This is a genomic window from Aeromonas sp. ZOR0002 (assembly GCF_963866995.1).
Classification (GTDB): Bacteria; Pseudomonadota; Gammaproteobacteria; order Enterobacterales; family Aeromonadaceae; genus Aeromonas; species Aeromonas caviae.
The window spans coordinates 4,756-30,620 of sequence record NZ_CAWMFQ010000019.1 but is presented as its reverse complement, the minus strand read 5'-3'; the positions used below and the strand labels follow the sequence as shown (position 1 = coordinate 30,620).

Annotated in this window: 22 protein-coding genes; 17 read left to right on the top strand and 5 right to left on the bottom strand. The window is 61.2% G+C overall.

Annotated elements, in window-relative coordinates:
• Nucleotides 1-127: 127 nt before the first annotated feature.
• The 4 genes from AACR77_RS01340 to map all read right to left on the bottom strand — a co-directional run bounded on the left by AACR77_RS01340 (nt 128) and on the right by map (nt 5,289).
• On the bottom strand, nt 128-511 hold the full coding sequence (locus tag AACR77_RS01340) for a DUF3461 family protein (protein ID WP_039039426.1): 384 nt from the start codon (nt 509-511) through the stop codon (nt 128-130).
• A gap of 276 nt (nt 512-787) precedes the next feature.
• Entirely contained in the window at nt 788-1,615 is an 828-nt protein-coding gene (dapD, locus tag AACR77_RS01335; RefSeq protein ID WP_010673400.1) for a 2,3,4,5-tetrahydropyridine-2,6-dicarboxylate N-succinyltransferase, read from the bottom strand.
• A gap of 178 nt (nt 1,616-1,793) precedes the next feature.
• Nucleotides 1,794-4,436: a bifunctional uridylyltransferase/uridylyl-removing protein GlnD gene (gene glnD, locus AACR77_RS01330; RefSeq protein ID WP_042015535.1), complete on the bottom strand. Its 2,643-nt coding sequence runs from the start codon at nt 4,434-4,436 to the stop codon at nt 1,794-1,796.
• A gap of 64 nt (nt 4,437-4,500) precedes the next feature.
• Complete coding sequence (gene map / locus AACR77_RS01325; RefSeq protein ID WP_010673402.1) at nt 4,501-5,289, bottom strand: type I methionyl aminopeptidase; 789 nt, start codon at nt 5,287-5,289, stop codon at nt 4,501-4,503.
• 358 nt (nt 5,290-5,647) lie between these two features.
• Here map and rpsB point away from each other — a divergent pair, with 358 nt between their 5' ends.
• The 17 genes from rpsB (at nt 5,648) to accA (ending at nt 24,970) form a co-directional block, all read left to right on the top strand.
• Nucleotides 5,648-6,376, top strand: coding sequence for a 30S ribosomal protein S2 (gene rpsB, locus AACR77_RS01320; RefSeq protein ID WP_010673403.1), 729 nt, complete (start codon nt 5,648-5,650; stop codon nt 6,374-6,376).
• Nucleotides 6,377-6,480: 104 nt separating this feature from the next.
• A complete protein-coding gene (tsf, locus tag AACR77_RS01315) occupies nt 6,481-7,362 on the top strand; it encodes a translation elongation factor Ts (RefSeq protein ID WP_010673404.1) in 882 nt (293 codons plus the stop codon).
• 71 nt (nt 7,363-7,433) lie between these two features.
• Nucleotides 7,434-8,168 (top strand): UMP kinase, encoded by a 735-nt coding sequence (pyrH, locus tag AACR77_RS01310; RefSeq protein WP_010673405.1) that lies wholly within the window; start codon nt 7,434-7,436, stop codon nt 8,166-8,168.
• Nucleotides 8,169-8,263: 95 nt separating this feature from the next.
• Nucleotides 8,264-8,821: a ribosome recycling factor gene (gene frr / locus AACR77_RS01305; RefSeq protein WP_010673406.1), complete on the top strand. Its 558-nt coding sequence runs from the start codon at nt 8,264-8,266 to the stop codon at nt 8,819-8,821.
• Between the two features lie 72 nt (nt 8,822-8,893).
• A complete protein-coding gene (gene uppS / locus AACR77_RS01300) occupies nt 8,894-9,670 on the top strand; it encodes a polyprenyl diphosphate synthase (RefSeq protein ID WP_039039427.1) in 777 nt (258 codons plus the stop codon).
• A 27-nt stretch (nt 9,671-9,697) separates the two neighbouring features.
• Nucleotides 9,698-10,555: a phosphatidate cytidylyltransferase gene (locus AACR77_RS01295; RefSeq protein ID WP_039039428.1), complete on the top strand. Its 858-nt coding sequence runs from the start codon at nt 9,698-9,700 to the stop codon at nt 10,553-10,555.
• Nucleotides 10,556-10,622: 67 nt separating this feature from the next.
• Nucleotides 10,623-11,819 carry a 1-deoxy-D-xylulose-5-phosphate reductoisomerase gene (gene ispC / locus AACR77_RS01290; RefSeq protein WP_042879305.1) on the top strand — a complete coding sequence of 399 codons (1,197 nt, stop codon included), beginning with the start codon at nt 10,623-10,625 and terminating at the stop codon, nt 11,817-11,819.
• 76 nt (nt 11,820-11,895) lie between these two features.
• A complete protein-coding gene (gene rseP, locus AACR77_RS01285) occupies nt 11,896-13,248 on the top strand; it encodes a sigma E protease regulator RseP (RefSeq protein WP_042879303.1) in 1,353 nt (450 codons plus the stop codon).
• Nucleotides 13,249-13,282: 34 nt separating this feature from the next.
• Nucleotides 13,283-15,706: an outer membrane protein assembly factor BamA gene (gene bamA / locus AACR77_RS01280; protein WP_041211294.1), complete on the top strand. Its 2,424-nt coding sequence runs from the start codon at nt 13,283-13,285 to the stop codon at nt 15,704-15,706.
• A gap of 147 nt (nt 15,707-15,853) precedes the next feature.
• Complete coding sequence (locus AACR77_RS01275; RefSeq protein ID WP_029313943.1) at nt 15,854-16,366, top strand: OmpH family outer membrane protein; 513 nt, start codon at nt 15,854-15,856, stop codon at nt 16,364-16,366.
• Nucleotides 16,367-16,369: 3 nt separating this feature from the next.
• Nucleotides 16,370-17,389 carry a UDP-3-O-(3-hydroxymyristoyl)glucosamine N-acyltransferase gene (gene lpxD, locus AACR77_RS01270; RefSeq protein ID WP_042879311.1) on the top strand — a complete coding sequence of 340 codons (1,020 nt, stop codon included), beginning with the start codon at nt 16,370-16,372 and terminating at the stop codon, nt 17,387-17,389.
• Between the two features lie 24 nt (nt 17,390-17,413).
• A complete protein-coding gene (gene fabZ, locus AACR77_RS01265) occupies nt 17,414-17,875 on the top strand; it encodes a 3-hydroxyacyl-ACP dehydratase FabZ (RefSeq protein WP_010673414.1) in 462 nt (153 codons plus the stop codon).
• 2 nt (nt 17,876-17,877) lie between these two features.
• Nucleotides 17,878-18,669, top strand: a complete 792-nt coding sequence (lpxA, locus tag AACR77_RS01260) for an acyl-ACP--UDP-N-acetylglucosamine O-acyltransferase (RefSeq protein WP_010673415.1) — start codon at nt 17,878-17,880, stop codon at nt 18,667-18,669.
• A complete protein-coding gene (lpxB, locus tag AACR77_RS01255) occupies nt 18,662-19,801 on the top strand; it encodes a lipid-A-disaccharide synthase (RefSeq protein WP_039039432.1) in 1,140 nt (379 codons plus the stop codon). Before lpxA ends, lpxB begins: the two co-directional genes overlap by 8 nt.
• 78 nt (nt 19,802-19,879) lie before the next feature.
• Nucleotides 19,880-20,470, top strand: a complete 591-nt coding sequence (rnhB, locus tag AACR77_RS01250; protein ID WP_042879301.1) for a ribonuclease HII — start codon at nt 19,880-19,882, stop codon at nt 20,468-20,470.
• A 53-nt stretch (nt 20,471-20,523) separates the two neighbouring features.
• On the top strand, nt 20,524-24,003 hold the full coding sequence (dnaE, locus tag AACR77_RS01245) for a DNA polymerase III subunit alpha (RefSeq protein WP_042879309.1): 3,480 nt from the start codon (nt 20,524-20,526) through the stop codon (nt 24,001-24,003).
• A 16-nt stretch (nt 24,004-24,019) separates the two neighbouring features.
• Entirely contained in the window at nt 24,020-24,970 is a 951-nt protein-coding gene (accA, locus tag AACR77_RS01240; protein WP_041211295.1) for an acetyl-CoA carboxylase carboxyl transferase subunit alpha, read from the top strand.
• 81 nt (nt 24,971-25,051) lie between these two features.
• Here the strand turns inward: accA and AACR77_RS23070 are convergent.
• Nucleotides 25,052-25,865, bottom strand: an 814-nt coding sequence (locus tag AACR77_RS23070; RefSeq protein ID WP_269429260.1) for an MATE family efflux transporter, incomplete at its 5' end; no start/stop codon positions are given.

Genomic DNA, 25,865 nt, shown 5'->3' with positions numbered 1-25,865 from the left:
AGGCTGGCGTATCCATGATGAAGGTCCTCGCGGTGATGACCTGCTTCCAGATTAGCCTTCCAACACATAATTGGGAGAGCGCCAATGAAAAAGGCGCCCCTGGGCGCCTTTGCTGCATCAGACCGGCTTAAAGCTTTTCGAGATCCCGTTCTATCTCGCTGATCTTGTTCTGCACCACTTTTTCCAGATGACGCAGGTCGCGCAGTATTTTCTGCTTGATGTCCGGATCGGCGGAAGGCTGGCCGCCCTGGGTCAGATTGTCCAGCTCATCCACCACGTATTTGAGGTTGGCGTTGATCTCGGTGACATCCTTGTACTCATGGGTCCCCGAGTCGACCAGCATGGTCTTGCGCTGGCGAGGGTATTTGAATTTGACGCTCTTGGCGAAGAATTCACCCTTCTGCTTCTTGAAATAGATCTTGAGGATGTCGTGGTTGGCTTCCTGGCGCAGGGTGTAGCTGTCCACCGAGGTGGGTTCCTGGATCCCCAGGCTCTTGAGATTCTCGTACATCGGGCTTCCTTGGTTTGAAACGATCCTGACCCCTCTATCTTACCCGAGTCCGGACGCCTTGCCTGTGACAGGCGCGCCAAATTCAAGTTGGTGTCAAAAAGGTCTTTTTTAATCAGCGAGCCAAGGGGGGAGTGGTGAACGCCTTGTCAGCACAGCAATAAGCGGTATCGTCTCATGGGGGAGTGCAGTGCTGGTGGGGCAGGGGAGTTGGCGCCCACCCATGAGAGCGAGCATGAAAAAGGGCACCAGAGGTGCCCTTGATGACATCGGCGTGGATTACTCGTCGATGGAGCGCAGCAGGGCGTTGATGCCGACCTTGGCGCGGGTCTTGGCATCTACCTTCTTGACGATGACGGCGGCGTACAGGCTGTACTTGCCACACTTGGAGGGCAGGGAGCCGGAGACGACCACCGAGCCGGCCGGGACGCGGCCGTAGTGGATCTCGCCGGTTTCACGGTCATAGATGCGGGTGGATTGGCCGATGAAGACCCCCATGGAGATGACGGAGCCCTCCTCGACGATCACCCCTTCAACCACCTCGGAACGGGCACCGATGAAGCAGTTGTCTTCGATGATGGTCGGGTTGGCCTGCAGTGGCTCCAGTACGCCGCCGATGCCGACGCCGCCGGAGAGGTGCACGTTCTTGCCGATCTGGGCGCAGGAGCCCACGGTGGCCCAGGTGTCGACCATGGTGCCTTCATCGACGAAGGCGCCGATGTTGACGTAGGAGGGCATCAGCACGGTGTTCGGGGCGATGAAGGAGCCTTTGCGCGCAGTCGCGGGCGGCACGACGCGTACACCGGCAGCCTTGAACTGCTCTTCGGTGTAGTTGGAGAACTTCAGGGGAACCTTGTCGTAGTACTGGGCATCGTCGCCCTTGATGATGCCGTTGTCGTTGATGCGGAAGGAGAGCAGCACGGCCTTCTTCAGCCACTGGTGGACGACCCACTCGCCGGCAATCTTCTCGGCAACCCGGGCTTTGCCGGAGTCCAGCAGGTCGATGGCTTCCAGAATGGCGGCCTTGGTGGCGGCATCGACGGAGCCGGGGGTGATGGAGTCACGGCGCTCGAAGGCCGCTTCGATGGTCTGTTGCAACTGGGTCATGACAGGTTTCCTTTATAAAATTCTGTTTGTTGTATCACACTTTTCCAATCGTTTTTAAGGGCTCTCGCCGATTTCTTCAGAATCAGGGCGATTTATTGTACTTGAGTGGTCCAACCATTTGTTCTGATTGAGGAATCAATTCGTCCAAAAGCCTCTTTCGAGGCTTCATCCGAGCGTGTCAGGCGCTCTCGCCAACGGGTTCCTGGGGGTTGAGCTGATTGACCAGCCTCTCCTCGAGGGCTTGCTGCTCCTCCGGGTTCAGCGGCTCTCCGGCCAGGGTGGTGAGGCTGAAGAAGTCCTCCACCCGCTCACCGATGGTGGTGATCTTGGCGGCATGGAGGGAGAGGCCGCACTGCTGGAACACGGCACCGATACGGGCCAGCAGGCCCGGGGTATCCAGGGCCGTCAGCTCCAGCAGGGTGTGGCGGTTTTCCCCCTTGTGGGGCAGGAAGACCACCCTGGTCGGCACGCTGAACTGGCGGTGGCGTCTGGACAGGGGTTTGCTGCGCAGTACCAGTTTGCCCGGCTCCTGAAGGGCTTTCTCCAGCGCCTTCTTGATGGTGGCGGTACGATTGGGGCTGATTGGCTCGCCGTTTGGCTCCAGCACGATGAAGGTGTCGAGCACGTAGTCGTTGCGCGAGTTCATGATCTGGGCGTCGTGGATGCTGAGGTTCTTCTGATCCAGCGCCGAGGCCACAGTGGCAAAGAGGTTGGGGGTATCGCGACAATAGATGAACACCTCGCTACCGCCCCGTATGGGATGCTTGCCGATGAGCACCAGGGGGGCCGGGTTGTCACCGTGGGCGATGATCTTGCGGCAGTGCCAGGCGATCTGCTCCGGGCTGTGGCGCAGGAAGTAATCGGCCTTGAAGTCGTTCCAGAGGGCGGTGACCGCCTCCTGTGGCACCTCGCGCTGGGTCAGGATCTGCCTGGCCTGGCGCTGGTTTTCACGGATCTTGAGGCGCATGTCCGGCGGGTTTTCCAACCCCTGGCGCAGGGCCTTCTGGGTGGCGAAGTAGAGTTCGCGCAGCAGGGTGCCCTTCCAGTCGTTCCACAGACTGTCGTTGGTGGCACAGATGTCGGCCACGGTCAGGCAATAGAGCAGGTCGAGGTGCAATTCATCCCGCACCTTCTGGGCGAAGTCGGTGACCACATCCGGGTCGTAGATGTCGCGGCGCTGGGCGGTGACCGACATCAGCAGATGGTGGCGCACCAGCCAGGCGACCAGTCGGCTCTCGTAGCGATCCAGCCCGTGCAACTGGCAAAATTCCAGCGCATCCACGGCCCCGAGTTCGGAATGATCGCCACGCCTGCCCTTGGCGATGTCGTGGAAGAGGGCGGCGATGCTGAGCAGCTCGGGCTTGCGCAACTGGGTGAACACCTCGTGGCAGAGCGGGTGAGTCTGGCGGCTGGCCGGATTCGGGAAGCGATGGATGTTCTGCAGCAGCCTGTGGGTATGCTCGTCCACCGTGTAGGCGTGGAACATGTCGAACTGCATCTGACCGACGATGAGGTTCCACTGGGGCAGGTAGGCCGCGAGGATCCCGTACTTGTGCATCAAAGTAAGGGGCTGGCCGATGCCGTTGGGGTGGCGCAGGAGCGCCATGAAGAGACGGCGGCACTCGGGTAGATCTTGCAGCCAGCAGTTGAGGGTGCGTCTGGCCTCGCGCAACTGGCGCAAGGTGGCGGAGTGGATGCCGGCAATCTCCGGGTGCTGGGCTATCTGGTAGAAGAGTCGCAGGATGGCGGCAGGATCCCGGCCGAACAGCTCGGAGTCCACCGCATCGATGAGGCGGCCGCGCAGCTGGAATTCGTCGCTGATGCGGCGCACGTCCATGGCGGTGTTGCCGAGAATGGCCTCGTCAAAGAGTTGCAGCAGCATCTCGTTGAGCTCGGCCACCCGCCGAACCGTCTGGTAGAAGCGCTTCATCATCTGCTCAACCGGGCCGTTGCCTTCCCCCTCGAACCCCAGCATCTGGGCCACGGTGCGCTGGCGGTCGAACAAGAGACGGTTATCCCCCTTGTTGATGGCCATGTGCAGGGCGAAGCGCACCTTCCACAGGAAGTTCTGGCAGTCGAGCAATTCCCGGTACTCGGCCCGGTTGAGAAAACCGTGGCTGGTCATCTCGAACAGGGTGGTGGCGCCGAAGTGGCGGCGGGCGACCCAGGCCAGGGTCTGGATGTCGCGAAGCCCCCCGGGATTGTTCTTGAGATCCGGCTCCAGCTTGTAGGCGGTGCCGAGAAACTGCTGGTGGCGCAGGGCCTGCTCTTCGCGTTTGGCACGAAAGAAGGCTTCGCTCGGCCAGAAGTGCTGGGGCTGGGTGGCCGCCTGCAACTGCTCGAATCCCGCCAGGCGACCCGTGATGTAACGGGCCTCGATGAGGTTGGTGGCAACCGTGATGTCGTTGCGACCCTGCTCGATGCACTCGGCCACGTTGCGCACCGACTGCCCCACTTCCAGCTTGAGATCCCACAAGAGGGTGATGAACTCGCCGATGCGAAGCCCCAGCACCTCGTCCAGTTCATCTCCTTCGTAGAGGATCAGCAGGTCGATATCGGAGTGGGGATGGAGTTCGCCGCGGCCATAGCCGCCTACCGCGATCAGGGTGAGCTCGGTCCTGTCGAAGCCGAACTTGTGCCAGAGCCTGGTCAGCAGCGCGTCCATGTATTCGGAGCGGGTGGCGACCAGTTCGATGATGTTGTCACCGGCGTCGAAGCGCTCGTGCAGCCAGGCGAGAAAGCGGCTCAGGTACTCCTTGCAGTTGTCACGGGTGAGCTGATCGTCTGGGAGCAGATGGGGAGAAAGCAGGCTGGCATCCATGGCATGTCACACTCTCGGTCGGGCCGGGTAAAGAGCAACCCCGGCGCGCGGCCGGGGTTGAATGTCAAACGTGGCGGATAAAACGCTCGATAGTGTCGTCGGGGCGCAGGGTCAGGACCTCGCAGCCATCCTCGGTCACCAGCAGGGTGTGCTCCCACTGGGCGGAGTCGCCGCCGTCCTTGGTGGTGACGGTCCAGCCATCCTTCGGATTGACCTTGCAGTGGTACTTCTTGCTGTTGACCATGGGCTCGATGGTGAAGCACATGCCCGCTTTCAGCTCCAGCTTGCCGCCGTTGCGGTAGTGGAGGATCTGCGGCTCTTCGTGGAACTCGGCACCGATGCCATGGCCGCAGTAGTCGCGTACCACGGAGAAGCCTGCCTGCTCGACGATGGGCTGGATGACGGCGCCGATCTCGGTGATGCACATGCCCGGGCGCACCCGCTTGATGGCGGCATAGAGGCTATCCTGGGCCACCTTGCAGAGCTGGCGACGCAGGGGGGTGGTCTGGCCCACGATGAACATGGCGGAGGTATCGCCGTGATAACCATCCTTGATGACGGTGATATCCAGATTGATGATGTCCCCTTCCCGCAGTTTCTTGTGGTTCGGGATGCCATGGCAGATGACATCGTTCACCGAAGTACAGATGGACTTGGGGAAGCCGTGGTAATTGAGCGGCGCGGGGATGGCCTGCTGCACGTCGACGATGTAGTCGTGGCAGAGGGTATTCAGTTCGTCTGTGGTGACGCCCGCCTTGACGTGGGGGGCGATCATGACCAGCACGTCGGCGGCCAGCTGGCCGGCGACACGCATTTTTTCAATCTCTTCCGGTGTCTTGATTTTAATGGACATGGGATCTCTCTTGGGGCCTGATTGCGCATCCTGCCGATGCCCAACAACCAGGTAATGAAAAATAGATGCGTTTGCAATCAGGGCGAAATTTTATCCCCAACCCCCGTTTACTTCCAGTGTGATCGTCATCGCAACGTCATCAGGCGGTCGCACCATGGTCCGGGATCCATTTTTAGCACCCGGGCTGGTGGTGTCATGACCAAAGTTATGGTATAAAGCGCGCCGGAATGGGGAACTCGTGTCCTCATGCCATCACCCTTACTCAACAACACACACACATCGACACATATGCCGGGGTGCCTTAACGGGTCGGTTATATGGGATGTGTGGAGGCCTAACCCCAATACAGAGGTATAAAATGGCTAAAGTTTCTATGCGCGACATGCTGCAAGCCGGCGTTCACTTCGGTCACCAGACTCGTTACTGGAACCCGAAAATGAAGTCCTACATCTTCGGCGCCCGCAGCAAAGTTCACATCATCAACCTGGAAAAAACCGTTCCGATGTTTGACGATGCCATGAACTTCATCAGCTCCGTAGCTGCCAAGAAAGGCAAGGTACTGTTCGTAGGTACCAAGCGTGCCGCGTCTGAAGCCGTCAAAGAAGCCGCTGAGCGTTGCGACCAGTTCTATGTTAACCACCGCTGGCTGGGCGGCATGCTGACCAACTGGAAAACCGTTCGTCAGTCCATCAAGCGCCTGAAAGATCTGGAAACCCAGAGCGAAGACGGTACCTTCGACAAGCTGACCAAGAAAGAGGCGCTGATGCGTACTCGCGAAATGGAAAAGCTGGAGAAGAGCCTGGGTGGTATCAAGAACATGGGCGGCCTGCCTGACGTTCTGTTCGTTGTCGATGCCGACCACGAGCACATCGCTATCAAAGAAGCCAACAACCTGGGTATCCCGGTAGTTTCCATCGTTGATACCAACTCCAACCCGGACGGCGTTGACTATGTCATCCCGGGTAACGACGACGCTATCCGTGCCGTACAGCTGTACCTGAACGCTGCTGCTGACACCGTTCTGGAAGCCCGCGAGCAGGACATCGTTGTTCAAGCCGAACAAGATGGCTTCGTTGAAGCTGAGTAATTGATAAGGACTGAAAAGCCCTTATTAACCAAGCTGATGTAATTGGTTAGCAGGGGCCCTTGTGGCCCCTGTTTCTTGTCAATTCAAGACCGAGGATACTGGACATGGCAAACATTTCTGCCGCCCTGGTAAAAGAACTGCGCGAGCGCACCGCCGCTGGCATGATGGATTGCAAAAAAGCGCTGGAAGAAGCCAACGGTGATATCGAGCTGGCTATCGAGAACATGCGTAAATCCGGTCAGGCCAAGGCCGCCAAGAAAGCTGGCCGTATCGCCGCTGAAGGTGTGATCTTCGCCCGTACCGAAGGCAACGTTGCCGTCATGATCGAGCTGAACTGCGAGACTGACTTCGTTTCCAAGGATGCCGGTTTCCTGGCCATGGGTCAGAAGATCGTCGAGATCGCTGCTACCCAGAAAATCGCTGACGTTGACGCGCTGAAAGCCGCCGACTTCGGCAACGGCGAGTCCGTCGAGCTGACCATCACCAACCTGATCGCCAAGATCGGTGAGAACATGAACCTGCGTCGCGTGATGCTGGTTGAAGGTGACAACCTGGGCACCTACGTTCACGGCTCCCGCATCGGTGTTATCACCAAGCTGGTTGGCGGTACCGACGAGCTGGCCAAAGATCTGGCCATGCACGTTGCTGCCAACAGCCCGCAATTCGTCAAACCGGAAGACGTGTCTGCCGAAGTCGTTGCCAAAGAGCGCGAAATCCAGATCGACATCGCCATCAACTCCGGCAAGCCGAAAGAGATCGCCGAGAAGATGGTTGAAGGCCGCATGAAGAAGTTCACCGGTGAGGTTTCCCTGACTGGTCAACCGTTCGTGAAAGATCCTTCCATGACCGTTGCCGAGCTGCTGAAGAAAGAAGGCGCTGACGTTGTTTCCTTCACCCGTTTCGAAGTGGGCGAAGGCATCGAGAAGCAAGAGACCGACTTCGCTGCTGAAGTAGCAGCCCAGATCGCGGCCGCTCAGAAGGCCTAATCGAACCGGTTTTTCCGTTTCCCCAGACCGCGACTTATGTCGCGGTCTTTATATGACCAGGAATCAGTGACATGAGTACCAATCCCAAGCCTGCATACAGACGTGTTCTTCTGAAGTTGAGTGGTGAAGCCCTGCAAGGATCCGAGGGTTTCGGCATTGATCCGGCGGTGCTGGAACGGATGGCCCAAGAGATCAAAGAGCTGGTTGAGCTGGGGGTTCAGGTCGGTCTGGTCATCGGTGGCGGCAACCTGTTCCGTGGTGCCGGCCTTGCCAAGGCAGGCATGAATCGCGTGGTGGGTGACCACATGGGCATGCTGGCGACCGTCATGAACGGCCTGGCCATGCGTGATGCCCTGCATCGTGCTTATGTGAATGCCCGCCTGATGTCGGCCATCTCCCTGCAAGGGGTCTGCGACTCCTACAGCTGGGCCGAAGCCATCAGCCAGCTGCGCGCCGGCAAGGTGGTGATCTTCTCTGCCGGTACCGGCAACCCCTTCTTTACCACCGACTCGGCAGCCTGCCTGCGCGGTATCGAGATCGAAGCCGACGTCGTGCTGAAAGCCACCAAGGTCGATGGCGTGTTCACCGATGATCCGGTCAAGAACCCGGATGCCGTGCTCTATCAGGAACTGAGTTATGATGAAGTTCTTGAAAAAGAACTCAAAGTGATGGATCTTGCTGCTTTTACCCTGGCCCGCGACCACGATCTGCCGATCCGGGTGTTCAACATGAACAAACCGGGCGCGCTGCGCCGCGTGATCATGGGTGAGCCGGAAGGTACCCTGATCCACCAGGCCAGCAAGTAAGGCAAGTGTGAGCCCCAGGCTCGCTTGTCCATTACGCCAGTCAACAAGATAGATACGAGCCGCCTGTCGGCTCGTTCGCCAAAAGGAAAACCACTGTGATCAACGAGATTAAAAACGACGCCAAGGACCGCATGGGCAAAAGCGTAGAGTCGCTGAAGACCCAGATGTCCAAGATCCGTACCGGCCGTGCTCACCCGAGCCTGCTCGACGGCATCCAGGTGGAGTATTACGGTGCTGCCACTCCTCTGAAGCAGTTGGCCAACGTGGTGGCAGAAGATGCCCGTACTCTCTCCATCTCCATCTTCGATCGCTCCATGATCCAGGCGGTGGAAAAAGCCATCCTGACCTCCGATCTGGGCCTGAACCCGTCCAGCAACGGCCAGACTCTGCGCGTGCCGCTGCCGCCGCTGACCGAAGAGCGTCGCCGTGATCTGACCAAGATCGTCCGTGCCGAAGCCGAAGGTGCCCGGGTTGCCATTCGCAACATCCGTCGCGATGCCAACGCCGACCTGAAAGCCCTGCTGAAAGAGAAAGAGATCTCCGAAGACGACGACCGTCGCGCCCAGGAAGAGATCCAGAAGCTGACCGATACCTTCATCAAGCTGGTGGATGACGCCCTGGTTGTGAAGGAAAAGGAGCTAATGGAAATCTAAGCCTCCGACAGGTATATTACGAGCGCCGTGTAGTGCCCCTGCACGGCGCTTTTGTCTTTGTGGGAGAAATGAATGTCGCTTTTGGCAGCGCTAGGCGATAGCGCCAGCTCGTCCTTGCCCCGTCACGTCGCCATCATCATGGATGGCAATGGTCGCTGGGCCCAGAACCGCGGCAAGATGCGGGTTTCCGGGCACAAGGCGGGCGTGAAATCCGTGCGTGAGGCCGTGGCCTTTGCCGCCCGCGCCAAGATGGAGGCGCTGACCCTGTTTGCGTTTTCCAGCGAGAACTGGCGCCGTCCGGAAGGGGAAGTAAACGCCCTGATGGAGTTGTTCATGACGGTGCTGGGTCGCGAGGTGAGCAAGTTGCACAGCAACGGCATTCGCCTTCGGGTGATTGGCGACACTGCCCGCTTCAGCGAGCGGCTGCAGGCCAAGATCGCCAAGGCCGAGGCCCTGACCGCCAACAATCAGGGATTGACCCTCAATATCGCCGCCAACTATGGCGGTCAGTGGGACATCGCCCAGGCGGCCCGGACCCTGGCACGGGCCGTGGCGGCGGGTGAACTGGATGCCGAGGCGGTCGATGAGGCGGCATTGGGTCGTCATGTCTGCATGGCTGATCTGCCCCCCGTGGATCTGTTGATCCGCACCGGCGGGGATCATCGCATCAGCAACTTTGTCCTTTGGCAGCTCGCCTATGCCGAACTCTATTTTACCCCGGTCCTGTGGCCCGATTTTGACGAGGCCGAGTTCAGTGGGGCAGTTGCCTCCTTCGTTGCTCGCGAGCGTCGCTTCGGGTGTACGGGTGAACAGATCCGGGAATTGATCGCCGCGCAACAGACCGGCTAAACCCCGCTCCCAAGAGAGAGGTTTCTTTTGCTAAAACAACGAATTATTACCGCATTACTGCTAGTACCCCTGGTGTTGGGGGCGCTGTTTTTTCTGCCGTTGAAATTCTTTGCCCTGCTCGCCGCCCTGGTCTTTCTGCTGGCCAGCCGTGAGTGGAGTGCCTTCGTCACTGCCCAGCCGCAACAGTGGTTGCCGCTGGTGTTCTGTCTGTTGCTGGGGGCCAGCCTGTTCTGGGTGCCCGTGGAGCAACTCTGGATCCCCCAACTGCATCCGCTGGTGATGGGCGTGCTCTGGACCGCCGTCAGCTGGTGGCTGCTGGGGCTGCTGCTGGTGCTGCGCTACCCGCAAAGCGCCAGGCTGTGGCGTGAATCCATCTGGCTCAAATCCCTGTTCGGTCTGGTGACCCTGGTTCCCTTCTTCTGGTCCCTGGTGGCCATTCGCGGTTACAACTTCTACCACGACCCCATGATGGGGGCCTGGATCCTGCTGTTCGTGATGGGACTGGTCTGGGCGGCAGATTCTGGCGCGTATTTTTTCGGCAAGGCGTTCGGCAAACACAAGCTGGCACCGGCCGTGAGCCCGGGTAAAACCATCGAAGGCATGCTGGGTGGGCTGTTTACCGCCAGCCTACTGGCCATCGGCGTGACCTGGTTCATGGGCTTCGTGCCTGCCAAGATGGGCACCGTGCTGCTCTGTTCCCTGCTGGCGGTGCTGGCCTCCGTGCTCGGCGATCTGGCCGAGAGCATGTTCAAGCGGGAAGCCGGCATCAAGGATTCCGGCACCCTGTTGCCGGGCCATGGCGGCATTCTCGATCGCATCGACAGCCTGACGGCGGCGCTGCCCGTCTTCCTGCTCAGCTACCTGTTGCTCGGTCCGGAGTTTTGATGTTTCGCGCACTGATGATCCCGGGAGCGTCCCGCTCCATCAGTCTGTTACCCAATCAGGAGTCTTGATGCAAAACCTGGTGATCCTGGGAGCGTCAGGCTCCATCGGTCAGAGCACCCTCAAGGTACTGCGCCACAACCCCGGGCGCTGGCAGGTGCTGGCGCTGACCGCTGCCCGCAGCGTGGACGCCATGCTGCGCGACAGTCTCGAATTCTCCCCCCGGTTCGCCGTCATGGTGGACGAAGGCGCCGCCAGCGATCTGGCGGGTCGGCTCAAGGCCCACGGCAGCACCACCCGGGTGTTGTCCGGTCAGGCAGCCCTGTGCGACGTGGCTGCTCACCCCGATGCCCACAGCGTGATGGCGGCCATTGTCGGTGCGGCGGGTCTGGCACCCACCATGGCTGCCGTGCGCGCCGGCAAGCGCATTCTGCTGGCCAACAAGGAAGCGCTGGTGATGTCCGGAGCCTTCTTCATGGAGTCGGTGCGCGAGCACGGCGCCGAGCTGCTGCCCATCGACAGCGAACACAACGCCATCTTCCAGTGCCTGCCGGTCGACGTGCAGCGCCAGCCCGGTTTCTGCGATCTGGCCGGGGCGGGGATCAGCAAGATCCTGCTGACCGGCTCCGGCGGACCTTTCCGCTATGCCGATGTGGGTGAACTGCACCATGTCACCCCGGCGCAAGCCATTGCCCATCCCAACTGGTCCATGGGGGCCAAGATCTCGGTGGACTCCGCCACCATGATGAACAAGGGGCTGGAGTACATCGAAGCGCGCTGGCTGTTCAATGCGGCCCCCGAGCAGATCCAGGTGGTGATCCACCCCCAGTCCGTCATTCACTCCATGGTGCAGTACAAGGATGGCTCCGTACTGGCCCAGCTCGGCAACCCGGACATGTGCACCCCCATTGCCCACGCTCTGGCCTATCCGGAACGGATCGAGTCCGGTGTGGAACCTTTGGATTTCTTCAGTGTCGGAGAGTTCAGCTTTATCCGGCCCGACTATGAGCGCTATCCCTGTCTGGCGCTGGCCATGAGGGCGTGCCAGCAGGGGCAGGGGGCGACCACCTCCCTCAATGCCGCCAACGAGGAGGCCGTCGCGGCTTTTCTTGCAGAGCGGATCGGATTTATGGATATTGCCAGAGTCAACGAATCCGTCATGGCCGAGCTGGGCAGCAGTGCCGCCGGCTCTCTGGCGGATCTCATCGCCCTGGACGGTACGGCCCGAGCCCGTGCCCAGCAACTGATAAAGGAGCTTGCCGTATGAACGGACTGTGGTGGCAGCCAGCCCCTCTCCATGCTCTCGAGCGCAGGACTGGACATGACCGCGAGGTACGCGGCTGATGGGCGGGCTTCTGTGGAATATCGGCGCCTTCATCGTGGCCCTCGGGCTGCTGGTGGCGGTGCATGAATTTGGCCACTTCTGGGTGGCTCGTCGTTGCGGCGTCAAGGTGGAGCGCTTCTCCATCGGCTTTGGCAAGGCCATCTGGCGTCGCCTTGGCAAGGATGGCACCGAATACGTGCTGGCCCTGATCCCCCTTGGCGGCTACGTCAAGATGCTGGATGGCCGGGTCGATGAACTCAAGCCGGGGGAAGAGGCGCAGGCCTTCAACCACAAGAGCGTCTGGGCCCGGATGGCCATCGTCGCGGCCGGCCCCATGGCGAACTTCGTGTTCGCCCTGTTCGCCTTCTGGCTGATGTTCATGATAGGGGTGCCGAGCGTCAAACCCGTGGTGGGCGAGGTGCGTCCCGCCTCCATCGTGGCAGAGGCCGGCATCCTGCCAGGCATGGAGATCGTCGGCGTCGGCGGCGAGGAGACCGGTGACTGGGAGAGCGTCACCTACGCCCTCATCAGCCACCTTGGCGATGACTCGGTCCAGCTCAAGCTCAAGGCGGCCAACACCAGCTATGCAGTGGGCAAGACCCTGCAGCTGGCAGGCTGGAAGTTTGACCCCGACAAGGAGTCACCCATCGGGAGCCTCGGGATAGTGCCCCTCGGTGGCAAGGTGCTGCCCGTGGTGGAGGCCGTGGTGCCGTCGAGCGCCAGCGAGAAGGCCGGCCTTCAGATAGGGGATCGCATCAAGGGGGTCGATGGAGAAGCCATCACCGAATGGGCCCAGTTTGTCGAGCGTGTCCAGCAGTCACCGGCGCAGCCGCTGCAGGTGACGGTGGAGCGCGGGGGCAGCGAGATGACCCTGACCCTGACCCCGGACGGGAAGAAAGTGAAGGGCCAGCTGGTCGGTTTTGTGGGCTTGTCGCCGCAACTGGTTCCATTACCGGATGAGTATCGAACTCTGTTACAGTATGGGCCTTTGCAAGCCCTGTGGCATGGGGTCCAGAAGACCTGGAGCCTGATCACCCTGACCTTCGACATGATAGGCAAGCTGATCGGTGGCATCGTCTCTTTGGACAACCTGAGCGGCCCCATCTCCATCGCCAAGGGGGCCGGCAGCAGCGCCGATTACGGGTTGGTCTATTTCCTCGGATTCCTGGCGCTCATCAGCGTCAACCTGGGGATCATCAACCTGTTCCCCCTGCCGGTGCTCGATGGTGGCCATCTGGTCTATTTCCTCATCGAGGCGATCACCGGCAAGCCGGTATCGGAAAAAATTCAGGAAGTTGGGTTCAGGATAGGCGCCGCCATTCTGATGTTACTGATGGGCATTGCGCTGTTTAATGATTTCGCTCGCCTCTGAGGCCAGAGCATCAACAAGGACACATAAGAACAAAATGGCTGTTAAAAAAGCATTGGTGTTGAGTTGCCTGCTGGGGGCCAGCTTCCTGGCTCAGGCTGCCCCGGCCTCTTTTGTGGTGCAAGACATTCAGGTCGAGGGCCTGCAGCGGGTGACCCTGGGTGCCGCCCTGTTGAATCTGCCGGTGCGGGTCGGTGATTCCGTCGACTCCGTGTCCCTGGCGAACGCCATCAAGAAGCTCTATGCCTCCGGCAACTTCGAGGACGTCAAGGTCTATCGCGACGGTCAGGTGCTGCAAGTGGTGGTCAAGGAGCGCCCGACCATCTCCAGCATCGAGTTCTCCGGCAACAAGGATATCAAGGAAGAGCAACTGACCCAGAGCCTGGAATCCTCCGGCATCCGCGTGGGTGATCCGCTGGATCGCACCGTGCTGAGCTCCCTCGAGAAAGGGCTGGAAGATTTCTACTACGGTGTGGGCAAGTACTCCGCCAAGGTCAAGGCCATCGTCACCCCGCTGCCGCGCAACCGGGTTGACCTCAAGTTCACCTTCGTGGAAGGGGAAGCGGCCAAGATCCAGCAGATCAACATCGTCGGCAACAACGTCTTCCCGGAAGAGAAACTGCTGGCCCAGCTCTCCCTCAAGGACGACGTGCCCTGGTGGAACTTCACCGGCGATCAGCGCTACCAGAAGCAGAAGCTGGCCGGTGACATCGAAGTGCTGCGCTCCTACTACATGGACCGCGGCTACATCCGCTTCACCCAGGAGTCCACCCAGGTCTCCATGACCCCGGACAAGAAGGGCGTTTACGTCACCCTCAACGTCAAGGAAGGGGAGCAGTACAAGGTTTCCGGCATCCAGCTCAAGGGCGACCTCATCGATCGCGGCGGCGAAATGAAGGGCCTCATCCCCATCGAGGCGGGCAGCGTCTACTCCGCCAGCCAGGTAACCCATACCGAAGAGGTGCTCTCCAAGTTCCTCGGCCGTTACGGCTACGCCTATCCGAAAGTGGTCACCTTCCCCCAGATCAACGACCAGACCAAGGAAGTGGAGCTCATCGTCAACGTGGAGCCGGGTCCCCGGGTCTATGTGCGCAACATCAACTTCAGCGGCAACGTCACCACCAAGGACGAAGTGCTGCGTCGCGAGATGCGCCAGATGGAGGGCACCTGGCTCTCCTCCGACAACGTCGAGCAGTCCAAGACCCGTCTCAACCGCCTCGGCTTCTTCGAGACCGCGGAAGTGGACACCAAGCGGGTGCCGGGCAGCGATGACCAGGTCGATCTGGACTTCAAGGTCAAGGAGCAGCCGGCGGGGTCCATCAACGCCGGTATCGGCTACGGCACCGAGTCGGGTCTGAGCCTGCAGGCGGGTCTGCAGCAGGACAACTTCATGGGGACCGGCAAGAAGATCGGCATCAACGCCAGCACCAACGACTACTCCAAGAGCGTCGACCTGAGCTATAACGACCCCTACTTCACCGTGGACGGGGTGAGCCTGGGCGGCCGTCTCTACTACAACAAGTTCAGTGCGGCCGACGCCAACATCGTGGACTACGAGAACACCACCGTCGGCTTCCGTCTCTCCAGCGGCTTCCCGGTCAACGAGAACAACCGTCTCGACTTCAGCCTGGGCTACGAGAACAACAAACTGTCCCAGCCCAACCCCTATGTACAGGTGGACGAGTTCTGGAAGGTCTACAACGGCAATCTGGATGGCGACAACCGCATGGTGTTCAACACCGTGGACGTCACCGCCGGCTGGACCCGCTCCACCCTCAACAAGGGTCAGTTCCCGACCTCCGGTGACCGCCAGCGGGTGAACGCCAAGGTGACGGTGCCCGGCATGGATCTGCAGTACTTCAAGCTCAACGCCGAAGATGCCCACTACTTCCCGTTTGATGCCGATCACAAGTGGGTCATGCTGGCCAAGGCCCGTGCCTCTTACGGCGATGGCTACGGCAGCAATGGCGATTACGAGCACGTCCTGCCGTTCTTCGAAAACTACTACGCCGGTGGCTTCGACACCCTGCGTGGCTTCAAGAGCAACACCGTGGGTCCGAAGGCGCTCTACTACTACAACCTGGGCGGCAACGACGTCATCCAGGGCACCGACAGCTCGGTCGGGGGCAACGCCCTGGCGGTGGCCTCGCTGGAAATGATCGTGCCGACGCCCTTTGCCTCCGAGACCTATCAGCCCCAGCTGCGGACCAGCTTCTTCATCGACGCCGGTTCTGTGTGGGATACCCACTTCGACTACAGCCAGTATCAGAACCGTTGCTTCAGTGGTTGCAACTATCTGATGGACTACTCCGACCCGAGCAACATCCGGATGTCGACCGGTCTGTCGCTGCAGTGGCTCTCTCCCATGGGCCCGCTGGTGTTCGTGCTGGCAAGACCAATCAAGAAATACGAAGGGGACGACACCGAAGTATTCTCCTTCAACATCGGCCGTACCTTCTAAGGGGAGCGGACGCCCCCCCGCCATGGCGGGGGGAAGCATGATGGGTCGCGCGTTTGCGTGCCTCACCAGGTAACAAGACGATCTTGTGGATCGCTTGCACAATCAGGTAAATCAGGTAGCCCTCGACCGAGGGACCAAGGAGTAAGTGTGAATAAAGCGTTGAAAGTAGCTGGTTTGAGCTTTGCACTGATGGCTGCCGGCATGGGTTCTGCCTTCGCTGAGACCAAGATTGCCGTGGTCGACATGGGCGAAGTCTTCCAAAAGCTGCCCCAGCGTGAAGCCGTTGCCAAGAAGCTGAAGGGCGAGTTCGAGCCGCGCATGCGTGAACTGCAGAAGCTGGAGTCCGACGGTCAGGCACTGGTCGAGAAGTTCAAGAAGGACGAAGCCTTCATGAGCGCCGAGCAGAAGAAGCAGAGCCAGGAGAAGCTGGCCAAGCTGCAGATGGAATTCAACCAGAAGCGTCAGGCGTTTGAACAGGACAACGGTCGCCGTCAGTCCGAAGAGCGCAACAAGATCCTGACCAAGGTGCAGGCTGCCATCGACGCCATCGCCAAGAGCAATGGCTACGATCTGGTGCTGGAGCGCAACGCCGCCCCGTATGCAGCCAGCAAGCTGGACATCTCCGGCCAGGTTATTTCTCAGGTTAGCAAGAGCAACTAATTGATGGCATTCACTCTCGCACTGCTGGCCCAGCAACTGGGGGCCGAGGTCCATGGGGATGGGACCCGGGAAATTCGCAAGGTCGCGACACTGGAAAAAGCCGGGGAGGGGGAGATAGCCTTCCTGTCCAACAAGAAGTACCGGCATTTTCTGGAGCAGAGCAAGGCCACTGCCGTGCTCATTACCGAGGCAGACCTGCCGTTTTGCCCCACCAACGCCCTGGTGCTCAAGGACCCCTACGTGGGCTTTGCACGGGTTGCCCAACTGCTGGACACCACCCCGCAGCCGGCCATGGATATCCATCCGAGCGCCGTCATCGCGGCGGACGTGCAACTGGGCGAGAGAGTGGCCATCGGTGCCAATGCGGTGATCGAATCCGGCGTCGTGCTGGGTGACGATGTGCGCATCGGCCCGGGCTGTTTCGTTGGCAAGGATACCCGACTGGGAGCGCGCTCCCGGTTGTGGGCCAACGTCACCCTCTATCACAACGTGACCCTGGGCACGGACTGTCTGGTACAGGCCGGCACCGTGATCGGGGCAGACGGTTTCGGTTATGCCAACGAGCGCGGCGAGTGGATCAAGATCCCCCAGCTCGGCGGCGTGACCATCGGCAACCGGGTCGAGATCGGTGCCTGCACCACCATCGACCGCGGTGCGCTGGAAGATACCCGCATCGCTGACAACGTCATCATCGACAACCAGTGCCAGATCGCCCACAACGTCGAGATCGGCTACGGCACTGCCGTGGCGGGCTCCACCGTGATGGCCGGTAGTCTCAAGGTCGGCAAATACTGTATCATTGGTGGTGCCTCCGTCTTTAACGGGCACATGGAGATCTGCGACCAGGCCACCGTCACCGGCATGGCCATGGTGATGCGTCCCATCACCGAGCCCGGTATCTACTCTTCCGGCATCCCCCTGCAAACCAATAAAGAGTGGCGCAAGACCGCCGCCCGGGTGATGCGTATCGAAGAGATGCACAAGCGGTTGAGCAAGCTTGAGAAAAAGCTGGATCAAGAATAATCACGATTGGTATAGGGTACTGTTTTGACTACTGAAAAGAAGAGCCTGGGCATCCAGGAAATCATGGATCTGCTGCCCCACCGTTATCCGTTCCTGATGGTGGACAAGGTGGAAAACTACGAGATCAGCGATGAGCGCAAGACCCTGCGCGCCATCAAGAACGTCTCGTTCAACGAGCCGATCTTCCAGGGCCACTTCCCGGCCAAGCCGGTCTTCCCCGGCGTGCTGATCCTGGAAGCCATGGCCCAGGCCACCGGTATCCTGGCCTTCACCATGGTGGGCAAGCCGTCACCCAACGAGCTCTACTACTTTGCCTCCATCGACAATGCCCGCTTCAAGCGCCCGGTGGGCCCCGGCGATCAGCTGGTGCTGGATGTGGAGTTCCTGAAGGAGCGTCGCGGCATCGCCAAGTTCACCGGTGTCGCCACCGTTGACGGTGAAGTGGTCTGTACTGCCGAACTGATGTGCGCCAAGCGCGAGGTATAACCGTGATCGATCAGACTGCCATCATCCACGACACCGCCATCGTCCATGAGTCTGCCGTCATCGGCAAAGGGGTTGAAATCGGCCCCTTCACCGTCATCGGCGCCGAGGTGGAAATCGGTGACAACACCTGGGTGAGCTCCCACGTGGTGATCAAGGGCCCGACCAAGATCGGTCGCGGCAACAAGATCTTCCAGCACACCTCCATCGGTGAGGATTGCCAGGACAAGAAGTACGCCGGCGAGCGCACCTTCCTCGAGATCGGCGACAACAACGTGTTTCGCGAGAACTGCACCGTGCACCGCGGTACCACCCAGGACCAGAGCCTGACCAAGGTGGGTAGCGGCAACCTGTTCATGGTCAACGTTCACGTGGCCCACGACTGCATCATCGGTGACAACTGCATCTTCGCCAACAACGCCACCCTGGCGGGCCATGTGCACATCGGTGACTTCGTGATCTTCGGCGGTCTGTCTGCCATTCACCAGTTCGGCCGCGTCGGCTCTCACGCCTTCGTCGGTGGCTGCGCCGCCCTGAACAAGGACGTGCCGCCCTACGTGATGGCCGCCGGCAACTACGCCAAGCCGTTCGGGGTCAACTCCGAAGGCCTGCGTCGTCGTGGCTTCAGCGCCGAGGCTATCTCCGCCGTCAAGCGCGCCTACAAGGAGATCTTCCGCTCCGGCAAGACCATTGAAGAGGTGTTGCCCGTGCTGAGCGAGATGGCCCAGAGCGAACCGGCCATCCAGCTCTATGTGGATTTCCTCAAGGACAACGAGCGCGGGATCATCCGTGCCTGATCCCATTCGCATCGGCATCGTCGCCGGAGAGACCTCCGGCGACATCCTGGCCGCAGGGCTGGTGCGCGAACTGCAAGCCCGCTACCCGGATGCGCAGTTCGAAGGGATCGCCGGGCCGCGGATGCAGGCTCTCGGCGTGAAGGCGCTGTTCGAGATGGAGGAGCTCTCCGTCATGGGCATCACCGAGGTGCTGGGCCGTCTGCCCCGCATCCTCCAGGTACGCCGCGAACTGCTGCGCCACTTCATCGCCAATCCCCCCGACATCTTCGTCGGTGTGGATGCACCGGATTTCAATATCGGGGTGGAGCTGAAACTGCGCCGCGCCGGTATCAAGACGGTCCACTATGTCAGCCCCTCCGTCTGGGCCTGGCGTCAGGGCCGCATTCACAAGATCAAGGCCGCCACCGACATGGTGCTCGCCTTCCTGCCATTCGAGAAAGCCTTCTACGACCGTTTCGATGCCCCCTGTCGCTTCGTCGGCCACACCATGGCGGACGACATTCCCCTGGTCCCGGATCAAGGGGCGGTGCGCGAGGCCCTCGGCATCGATCCCGCCCGTCGCTGGCTGGCGGTGCTGCCGGGGAGTCGCACGGCGGAAGTGGGCTTCATGGCGCCGGTCTTCCTCGAGGCGTGCAAGCACCTGACGGTGCACAACCCGGATCTCGGTTTCATCGTGCCTCTGGTCAACCAGAAACGGCGCGAGCAGTTCCTCGCCATCAAGGCCGAGGTGGCCCCGGAGCTCGACATGGTGCTGCTGGACGGCCAGGGCCGCGAGGCCATGATTGCCGCCGACGTGGTGATGCTCGCCTCCGGCACCGCGGCCCTCGAGGCCATGCTGGTGAAAAAGCCCATGGTGGTGGGTTACAAGCTCAAACCCTTCAGCTACTTGCTGGCCCAGTGGCTGGTGAAGACGGATTATGTCTCCCTGCCGAACCTGCTGGCGGACAAGATGCTGGTGCCCGAGCTCATCCAGCACGAGTGCACCCCGGCCAACCTGGTGGAAGAGGTGAGCAAGCTGCTGGACCATGACAACAGCGAGCTCATCGCCACCTTCACCCGGTTGCACGAGAAGATCCGCTGCAATGCGGATGTGCAGGCAGCGGAAGCGGTTGCCGCGCTGCTGGAACGCTAGTGGGCTCTGCCTGTGTGTCAGGCGTGATGTTGTGCTGATACTGGCCCTGCGGGGCCGGTTTTGATTCAAGGCTATGAGATGACGATCGATATTCCCGAAGACAAGCTGATTGCCGGGGTGGACGAGGTGGGTCGCGGCCCCATGGTGGGTGACGTGGTCACCGCCGCGGTGATTCTGGATCCTGCCAATCCCATCGACGGCCTCGCCGATTCCAAGAAGCTCTCCGAGAAGAAGCGGCTCGCCCTGTTTGGCGAGATCAAAGAGAAGGCGCTGGCCTATGCCATCGGCCGCGCCAGCCCGGCGGAAATCGACGAGCTCAACATCCTGCACGCCACCATGCTGGCGATGCAGCGCGCCGTGGCGGGGCTCAAGGTGACGCCCGAGCTGGTCTTCATCGACGGCAACCGCTGCCCCAGATTGCCGATGGAGGCCCGCGCCGTGGTCAAGGGTGACAGCCTGGTGGCCGCCATCAGCGCCGCCTCCATCCTCGCCAAGGTGACCCGGGACGCCGAGATGACCGAGCTGGACAGCCGCCATCCCGAGTACGGTTTCGCCCGCCACAAGGGCTACCCGACGGCGGAGCACCTCGCCATTCTGGCCGAACGGGGTCCGCTGCCCGAATACCGTCAAAGCTTCAAGCCGGTGCGCCGCGCCCTGGGGATCGAATAACCGATGCCGATCTGTCTGAACGATTTCTGCTTGCGCAATGAGAGGGCGTGACCATGGCTGATCCCCGTTTCATCCACCTGAGGGTGCACTCCGACTTCTCCATGGTCGACGGCCTGCAGAAGATCGGTCCCATCGTCTCCGCTGCCGCCGCCAACAACATGCCGGCCCTGGCCCTGACGGACCAGATGAACATGTGTGGCCTGGTGCGCTTCTACGGCTCTGCCCACGGCAAGGGGATCAAGCCCCTGGTCGGGGCGGATTTCTGGGTGCAGAGCGACGAGCTTGGGGACGAGCAGTTTCGCCTCACCCTGCTCGCCATGGACAACGACGGCTACCAGAACATCACCCTGCTCATCTCCCGTGGCTATCAGCGCGGTCATGTGCAGGGGCGCCCCGTCATCGACAAGGCCTGGCTTGGCGAACATGCCAAGGGGGTGATCGTCCTCTCCGGCGGGCGCGAGGGGGATGTGGGCAAGTTCCTGCTCAAGGGCAACCGCCAGATGGTGGAGCATTGCCTCGCCTTCTACCAGACCCACTTCCCGGATGCCTACTACCTGGAGCTGCTGCGTACCGGCCGCCCTGACGAGGAGGTCTACCTGCACATGGCGGTGGCCATTGCCACCGAGTTCGCACTGCCGGTGGTGGCCACCAACGAGGTGGTGTTCCTCACCGCCGATGACTTCGATGCCCATGAGATCCGGGTCGCCATCCACGACGGCTACACCCTGATGGACAAGCGCCGACCGCGCCGCTACAGCCCCCAGCAGTACCTGCGCAGTCAGGAGGAGATGGCGGAGCTGTTTGCCGACATCCCGGAAGCCCTGGAAAACACGGTGGAGATCGCCAAGCGCTGCAACGTGACGGTGCGCCTTGGCGAGTATTTCCTGCCCAACTTCCCCACCGGCGACATGACCACCGAAGACTTCCTGGTCATGAAGTCGAAGGAAGGGCTGGAGGAGCGGCTGGCCTTCCTGTTCCCGGATCCGGCGGTGCGGGCCGAGCGCCGTCCCGAGTATGACGAGCGCCTCGACATCGAGCTCAAAGTGATCAACCAGATGGGCTTCCCGGGTTACTTCCTCATCGTGATGGAGTTTATCCAGTGGTCCAAGGACAACGGCATTCCCGTCGGTCCGGGCCGGGGCTCGGGGGCGGGGTCGCTGGTGGCCTACGCCCTCAAGATCACCGATCTCGATCCGCTGGAATTTGACCTGCTGTTCGAACGTTTCCTGAACCCCGAGCGGGTCTCCATGCCCGACTTCGACGTCGACTTCTGCATGGACAGGCGCGACGAGGTGATCGATCACGTCTCCGAGATGTACGGTCGGGAGGCGGTATCCCAGATCATCACCTTCGGCAGCATGGCGGCCAAGGCGGTAGTGCGGGACGTCGGCCGGGTGCTGGGCCACGCCTACGGCTTTGTCGATCGCATCTCCAAGCTGATCCCGCCCGACCCCGGCATGACCCTGGCCAAGGCGTTCGAAGCCGAGCCCAAGTTGCCGGAGCTCTACGAGCAGGACGAGGAGGTCAAGGACCTCATCGACATGGCGCGCCGCCTGGAAGGGGTGGTGCGCAACGCCGGCAAGCACGCCGGTGGCGTGGTGATCGCGCCCACCAAGATCACCGACTTCGCGCCGCTCTATTGCGACGACGAGGGGCATCACCCGGTCACCCAGTTCGACAAGAACGACGTGGAGTATGCGGGCCTGGTGAAGTTCGACTTCCTGGGGCTGCGCACCCTCACCATCATCGACTGGGCCCTTGGCATGATAAACCCCCGTCTTGCCAAAGAGGGCAAGCCGCCGGTGGACATCGCCGCCATCCCCATCGACGACAAGAAGTCGTTCGCCCTCTTGCAGCGTTTCGAGACCACTGCGGTGTTCCAGCTCGAATCCCGCGGCATGAAGGACCTCATCAAGCGGCTGCAGCCCGACTGCTTCGAAGATATGATCGCGCTGGTGGCCCTGTTCCGTCCGGGCCCGCTCCAGTCGGGCATGGTGGACAACTTCATCGAGCGCAAGCACGGCAAGGAGGCCATCTCCTACCCGGACGAGAAGTGGCAGCACGAGAGCCTCAAACCCATACTCGAGCCCACCTACGGCATCATCCTCTACCAGGAGCAGGTGATGCAGATCGCCCAGACCCTGGCGGGGTATACCCTGGGTGGCGCGGACATGCTGCGTCGGGCCATGGGCAAGAAAAAACCCGAAGAGATGGCCAAGCAGCGGGCGGGCTTCGAGGAGGGGGCGGTCAAGAACGGCGTCGACGGCGAACTGGCGATGAAGATCTTCGATCTGGTGGAGAAGTTTGCGGGCTACGGCTTCAACAAGTCCCACTCCGCTGCCTATGCGCTGGTCTCCTACCAGACCCTCTGGCTCAAGACCCATTTCCCGGCGGAGTTCATGGCGGCGGTGATGACCGCGGACATGGACAACACCGACAAGATAGTGACCCTGGTGGACGAGTGTCAGCGCATGGGGCTGACCGTGATACCGCCGGACGTCAACACCGGTCGCTACCGCTTCAGCGTCAACGAGGACGGCCATATCGTCTACGGCATCGGCGCGGTGAAGGGAGTAGGGGAAGGGCCCATCGAGGCGATCCTGGAGGCGCGGGATCGGGACGGTCCGTTCCGCGACCTGTTCGACTTCTGCAACCGGGTCGACATCAAGAAGCTCAACAAGCGGGTGATGGAGAAGCTCATCCTCTCCGGCGCCATGGACAGGCTCGGCCCCCACCGCGCCGCCCTGATGGCGACCCTGGAGGAGGCGATGCGCGCCGCCGAGCAGCACGCCAAGGCCCAGGCGGTGGGGCAGGTCGACATGTTCGGTGTGCTCACCGAAGAGATCGACGACGTCAAGAAGGCGTTCGCCAACGTGCCGCACTGGCCCGACAAGGTGTGGCTGGAAGGGGAACGCGAGACCCTCGGGCTCTACCTCACCGGTCACCCCATCAACCAGTACAGCAGCGAGCTGCGGCGCTACACCTCGGGCCGACTGTGCGATCTGCATCCCACCTCCCGGGATACGGTGACCACGGCGGCGGGGTTGGTGATCGCGGCGCGCAGCATGGTGACCAAGCGCGGCAACAAGATGGGGATCTTCACCCTGGACGACAGATCCGGCCGTCTGGATGTGACCCTTTTCAGTGAAGCGCTGGAAAAATACGAAGAATTGATGCAAAAAGACCGTATTTTAGTGGTTTCTGGACAGGTCAGCTTTGATGACTTCTCCGGTGGCCTTAAAATGTCGGCCCGCGAGTTGCTGGATATCAACGATGCGAGGGAGCGTTTTGCCAGGGCAATCCGCATCTCCCTCGATGAACAACGCATTGACGAGCGCTTTTTCCCGCGTTTGTGCGAGATTTTGGAGCCCGCCCGTGCCGGAGTCTGTCCGGTTCAGGTAAACTATCGTCGCCCCGGTTCCCGGGTGCGATTGACGCTCGGTACCGAGTGGCGGGTGACGCCCACCGATCAACTGATAGATGACTTGCGAGTCCTGCTTGGACGAGAGCGGGTTGAATTGGTTTTTGATTAGAGGATCTATTGTCCCTATGAGTCTTTTTCTGGATTTTGAACAGCCGATCGCCGAGTTGCAGGCACAGATCGATGAACTGCGCCATGTGAGCGAGCACAACAGTGCCGTGGATCTCAGCGAAGACATTCGCCGGCTGGAGAAGAAAAACGAAGAGCTGACCAAGAAGATCTTCGGCGATCTGGGTGCCTGGCAGGTATCCCAGATGGCACGTCATCCCCAGCGCCCCTACACCCTCGACTACATCGAGCAGATCTTCACCGATTTCGACGAGCTGGCTGGGGATCGCGCCTATGCCGATGACAAGGCCATCGTCGGCGGCATCGCCCGTCTCGACGGCGAGCCAGTGATGGTCATCGGTCACCAGAAGGGGCGCGAGACCAAGGAGAAGATCAAGCGCAACTTCGGGATGCCGCGTCCGGAAGGGTACCGCAAGGCCCTGCGCCTGATGGAGATGGCCGAGCGCTTCAAGATGCCGATCATCACCTTCATCGACACCCCGGGTGCCTACCCCGGTGTCGGTGCCGAGGAGCGTGGCCAGTCCGAAGCCATCGCCCGCAACCTGAAAGTCATGGCCGGCCTGACCGTGCCGGTGGTCTGCACCGTGATCGGTGAAGGCGGCTCCGGCGGCGCTCTCGCTATCGGTGTAGGCGATCGGGTCAACATGCTGCAGTACTCCACCTACTCCGTCATCTCCCCGGAAGGGTGCGCCTCCATCCTCTGGAAGAGCGCCGAGAAGGCCTCGGTGGCGGCGGATGCCATGGGCATTACCGCCCAGCGCCTGAAGGAGCTGAAGCTCATCGACAACATCGTCGAGGAGCCCCTCGGCGGTGCCCACCGCGACGTGGAGAAGATGGCCAAGCACCTGAAAGCGCGCATCAAGCAGGATCTGGATGCCCTGCGCCCCCTCGACAGCGAGCAGCTGCTGGAGCAGCGCTACCAGCGTCTGCTGGGTTACGGCTACTGCTGATCTGCCGCTTCCAATAAAAAGTCCCCGCATGCGGGGACTTTTTTTATGGGCGACGTTTGTGGGGGACGCCGGGGGCGGGTCTCAGGGGGCGGTCAGCGCCCGTTGCATACGGACGGAAGCACGCCCTCCGGCAGGGCTCAGGGCCCGCCACTCCCGCCACAGCAGCCAGCACAGGGGGGGCGTCAGCAGCAGCACGGTGGCGGGCTGTGCCATCAAGACCCCGTCGCGCCCCCACCAGAGGGGCAGCAGGAAGATGAGGGGCAGCAGCAGCACCGTCTTGGCCACGGAGATGACGAGGGCCTGGCGGGTGCGGGCCATGGCCTGCAACAGCACGATGCCGAACATGACGATCCCCTCCAGGGGCAGGGCAGCGAGGTTGAGGGTCAGACTGCTGATGGCGGCGGCGAGCAGCTCTGCGTCCTGATCACCGGTGTAGAGCATGGCGACCGGCTGCGGCAGCAGCTGGACAATCAGCCAGACCCCCAGGCCATAGACCAGGGTGATCTTGAGCCCCATCGCCATCAGGAACTGGAGGTCGCGATGGCGCCCGGCCCCGGCTGCCTGGCTCACCAGGGGCTGGATGCCAAACGCCAGTCCCTGCAGGATGACGATGAAGACCGCCTCCGTGTACCCCGCCACGGTGAAGCCCGCCAGATCCTTGACCGTGCCGTGCACCATCAGCTGGCTGTTGTGCAGCAGCAACAGCAGCCCCAGATTGAACTGGGCGATGAGGCTCGGCAGCCCGGTAAAGAGCAGGCCGGGCATGGCCGGGAAGCGGGGCACCAGCTGGCGCCAGGTCAGCCGCAACCGGGCGTGGCGGGTGAAGAAGTACCCCAGGCCGAGCAGGCTGACCACGGCCTCCGAGAGGAGGGTGGCCTGGGCCGTGCCGGTGAGG

Excerpts from the sequence above, each read along its gene's own strand:
- AACR77_RS01340 (WP_039039426.1), bottom strand. The coding sequence starts at position 511 with ATGTACGAGAATCTCAAGAGCCTGGGGATCCAGGAACCCACCTCGGTG.
- dapD (WP_010673400.1), bottom strand. The coding sequence starts at position 1,615 with ATGACCCAGTTGCAACAGACCATCGAAGCGGCCTTCGAGCGCCGTGAC.
- glnD (WP_042015535.1), bottom strand. The coding sequence starts at position 4,436 with ATGGATGCCAGCCTGCTTTCTCCCCATCTGCTCCCAGACGATCAGCTC.
- map (WP_010673402.1), bottom strand. The coding sequence starts at position 5,289 with ATGTCCATTAAAATCAAGACACCGGAAGAGATTGAAAAAATGCGTGTC.
- rpsB (WP_010673403.1), top strand. The coding sequence starts at position 5,648 with ATGGCTAAAGTTTCTATGCGCGACATGCTGCAAGCCGGCGTTCACTTC.
- tsf (WP_010673404.1), top strand. The coding sequence starts at position 6,481 with ATGGCAAACATTTCTGCCGCCCTGGTAAAAGAACTGCGCGAGCGCACC.
- pyrH (WP_010673405.1), top strand. The coding sequence starts at position 7,434 with ATGAGTACCAATCCCAAGCCTGCATACAGACGTGTTCTTCTGAAGTTG.
- uppS (WP_039039427.1), top strand. The coding sequence starts at position 8,894 with ATGTCGCTTTTGGCAGCGCTAGGCGATAGCGCCAGCTCGTCCTTGCCC.
- ispC (WP_042879305.1), top strand. The coding sequence starts at position 10,623 with ATGCAAAACCTGGTGATCCTGGGAGCGTCAGGCTCCATCGGTCAGAGC.
- rseP (WP_042879303.1), top strand. The coding sequence starts at position 11,896 with ATGGGCGGGCTTCTGTGGAATATCGGCGCCTTCATCGTGGCCCTCGGG.
- bamA (WP_041211294.1), top strand. The coding sequence starts at position 13,283 with ATGGCTGTTAAAAAAGCATTGGTGTTGAGTTGCCTGCTGGGGGCCAGC.
- lpxD (WP_042879311.1), top strand. The coding sequence starts at position 16,370 with ATGGCATTCACTCTCGCACTGCTGGCCCAGCAACTGGGGGCCGAGGTC.
- rnhB (WP_042879301.1), top strand. The coding sequence starts at position 19,880 with ATGACGATCGATATTCCCGAAGACAAGCTGATTGCCGGGGTGGACGAG.
- dnaE (WP_042879309.1), top strand. The coding sequence starts at position 20,524 with ATGGCTGATCCCCGTTTCATCCACCTGAGGGTGCACTCCGACTTCTCC.
- accA (WP_041211295.1), top strand. The coding sequence starts at position 24,020 with ATGAGTCTTTTTCTGGATTTTGAACAGCCGATCGCCGAGTTGCAGGCA.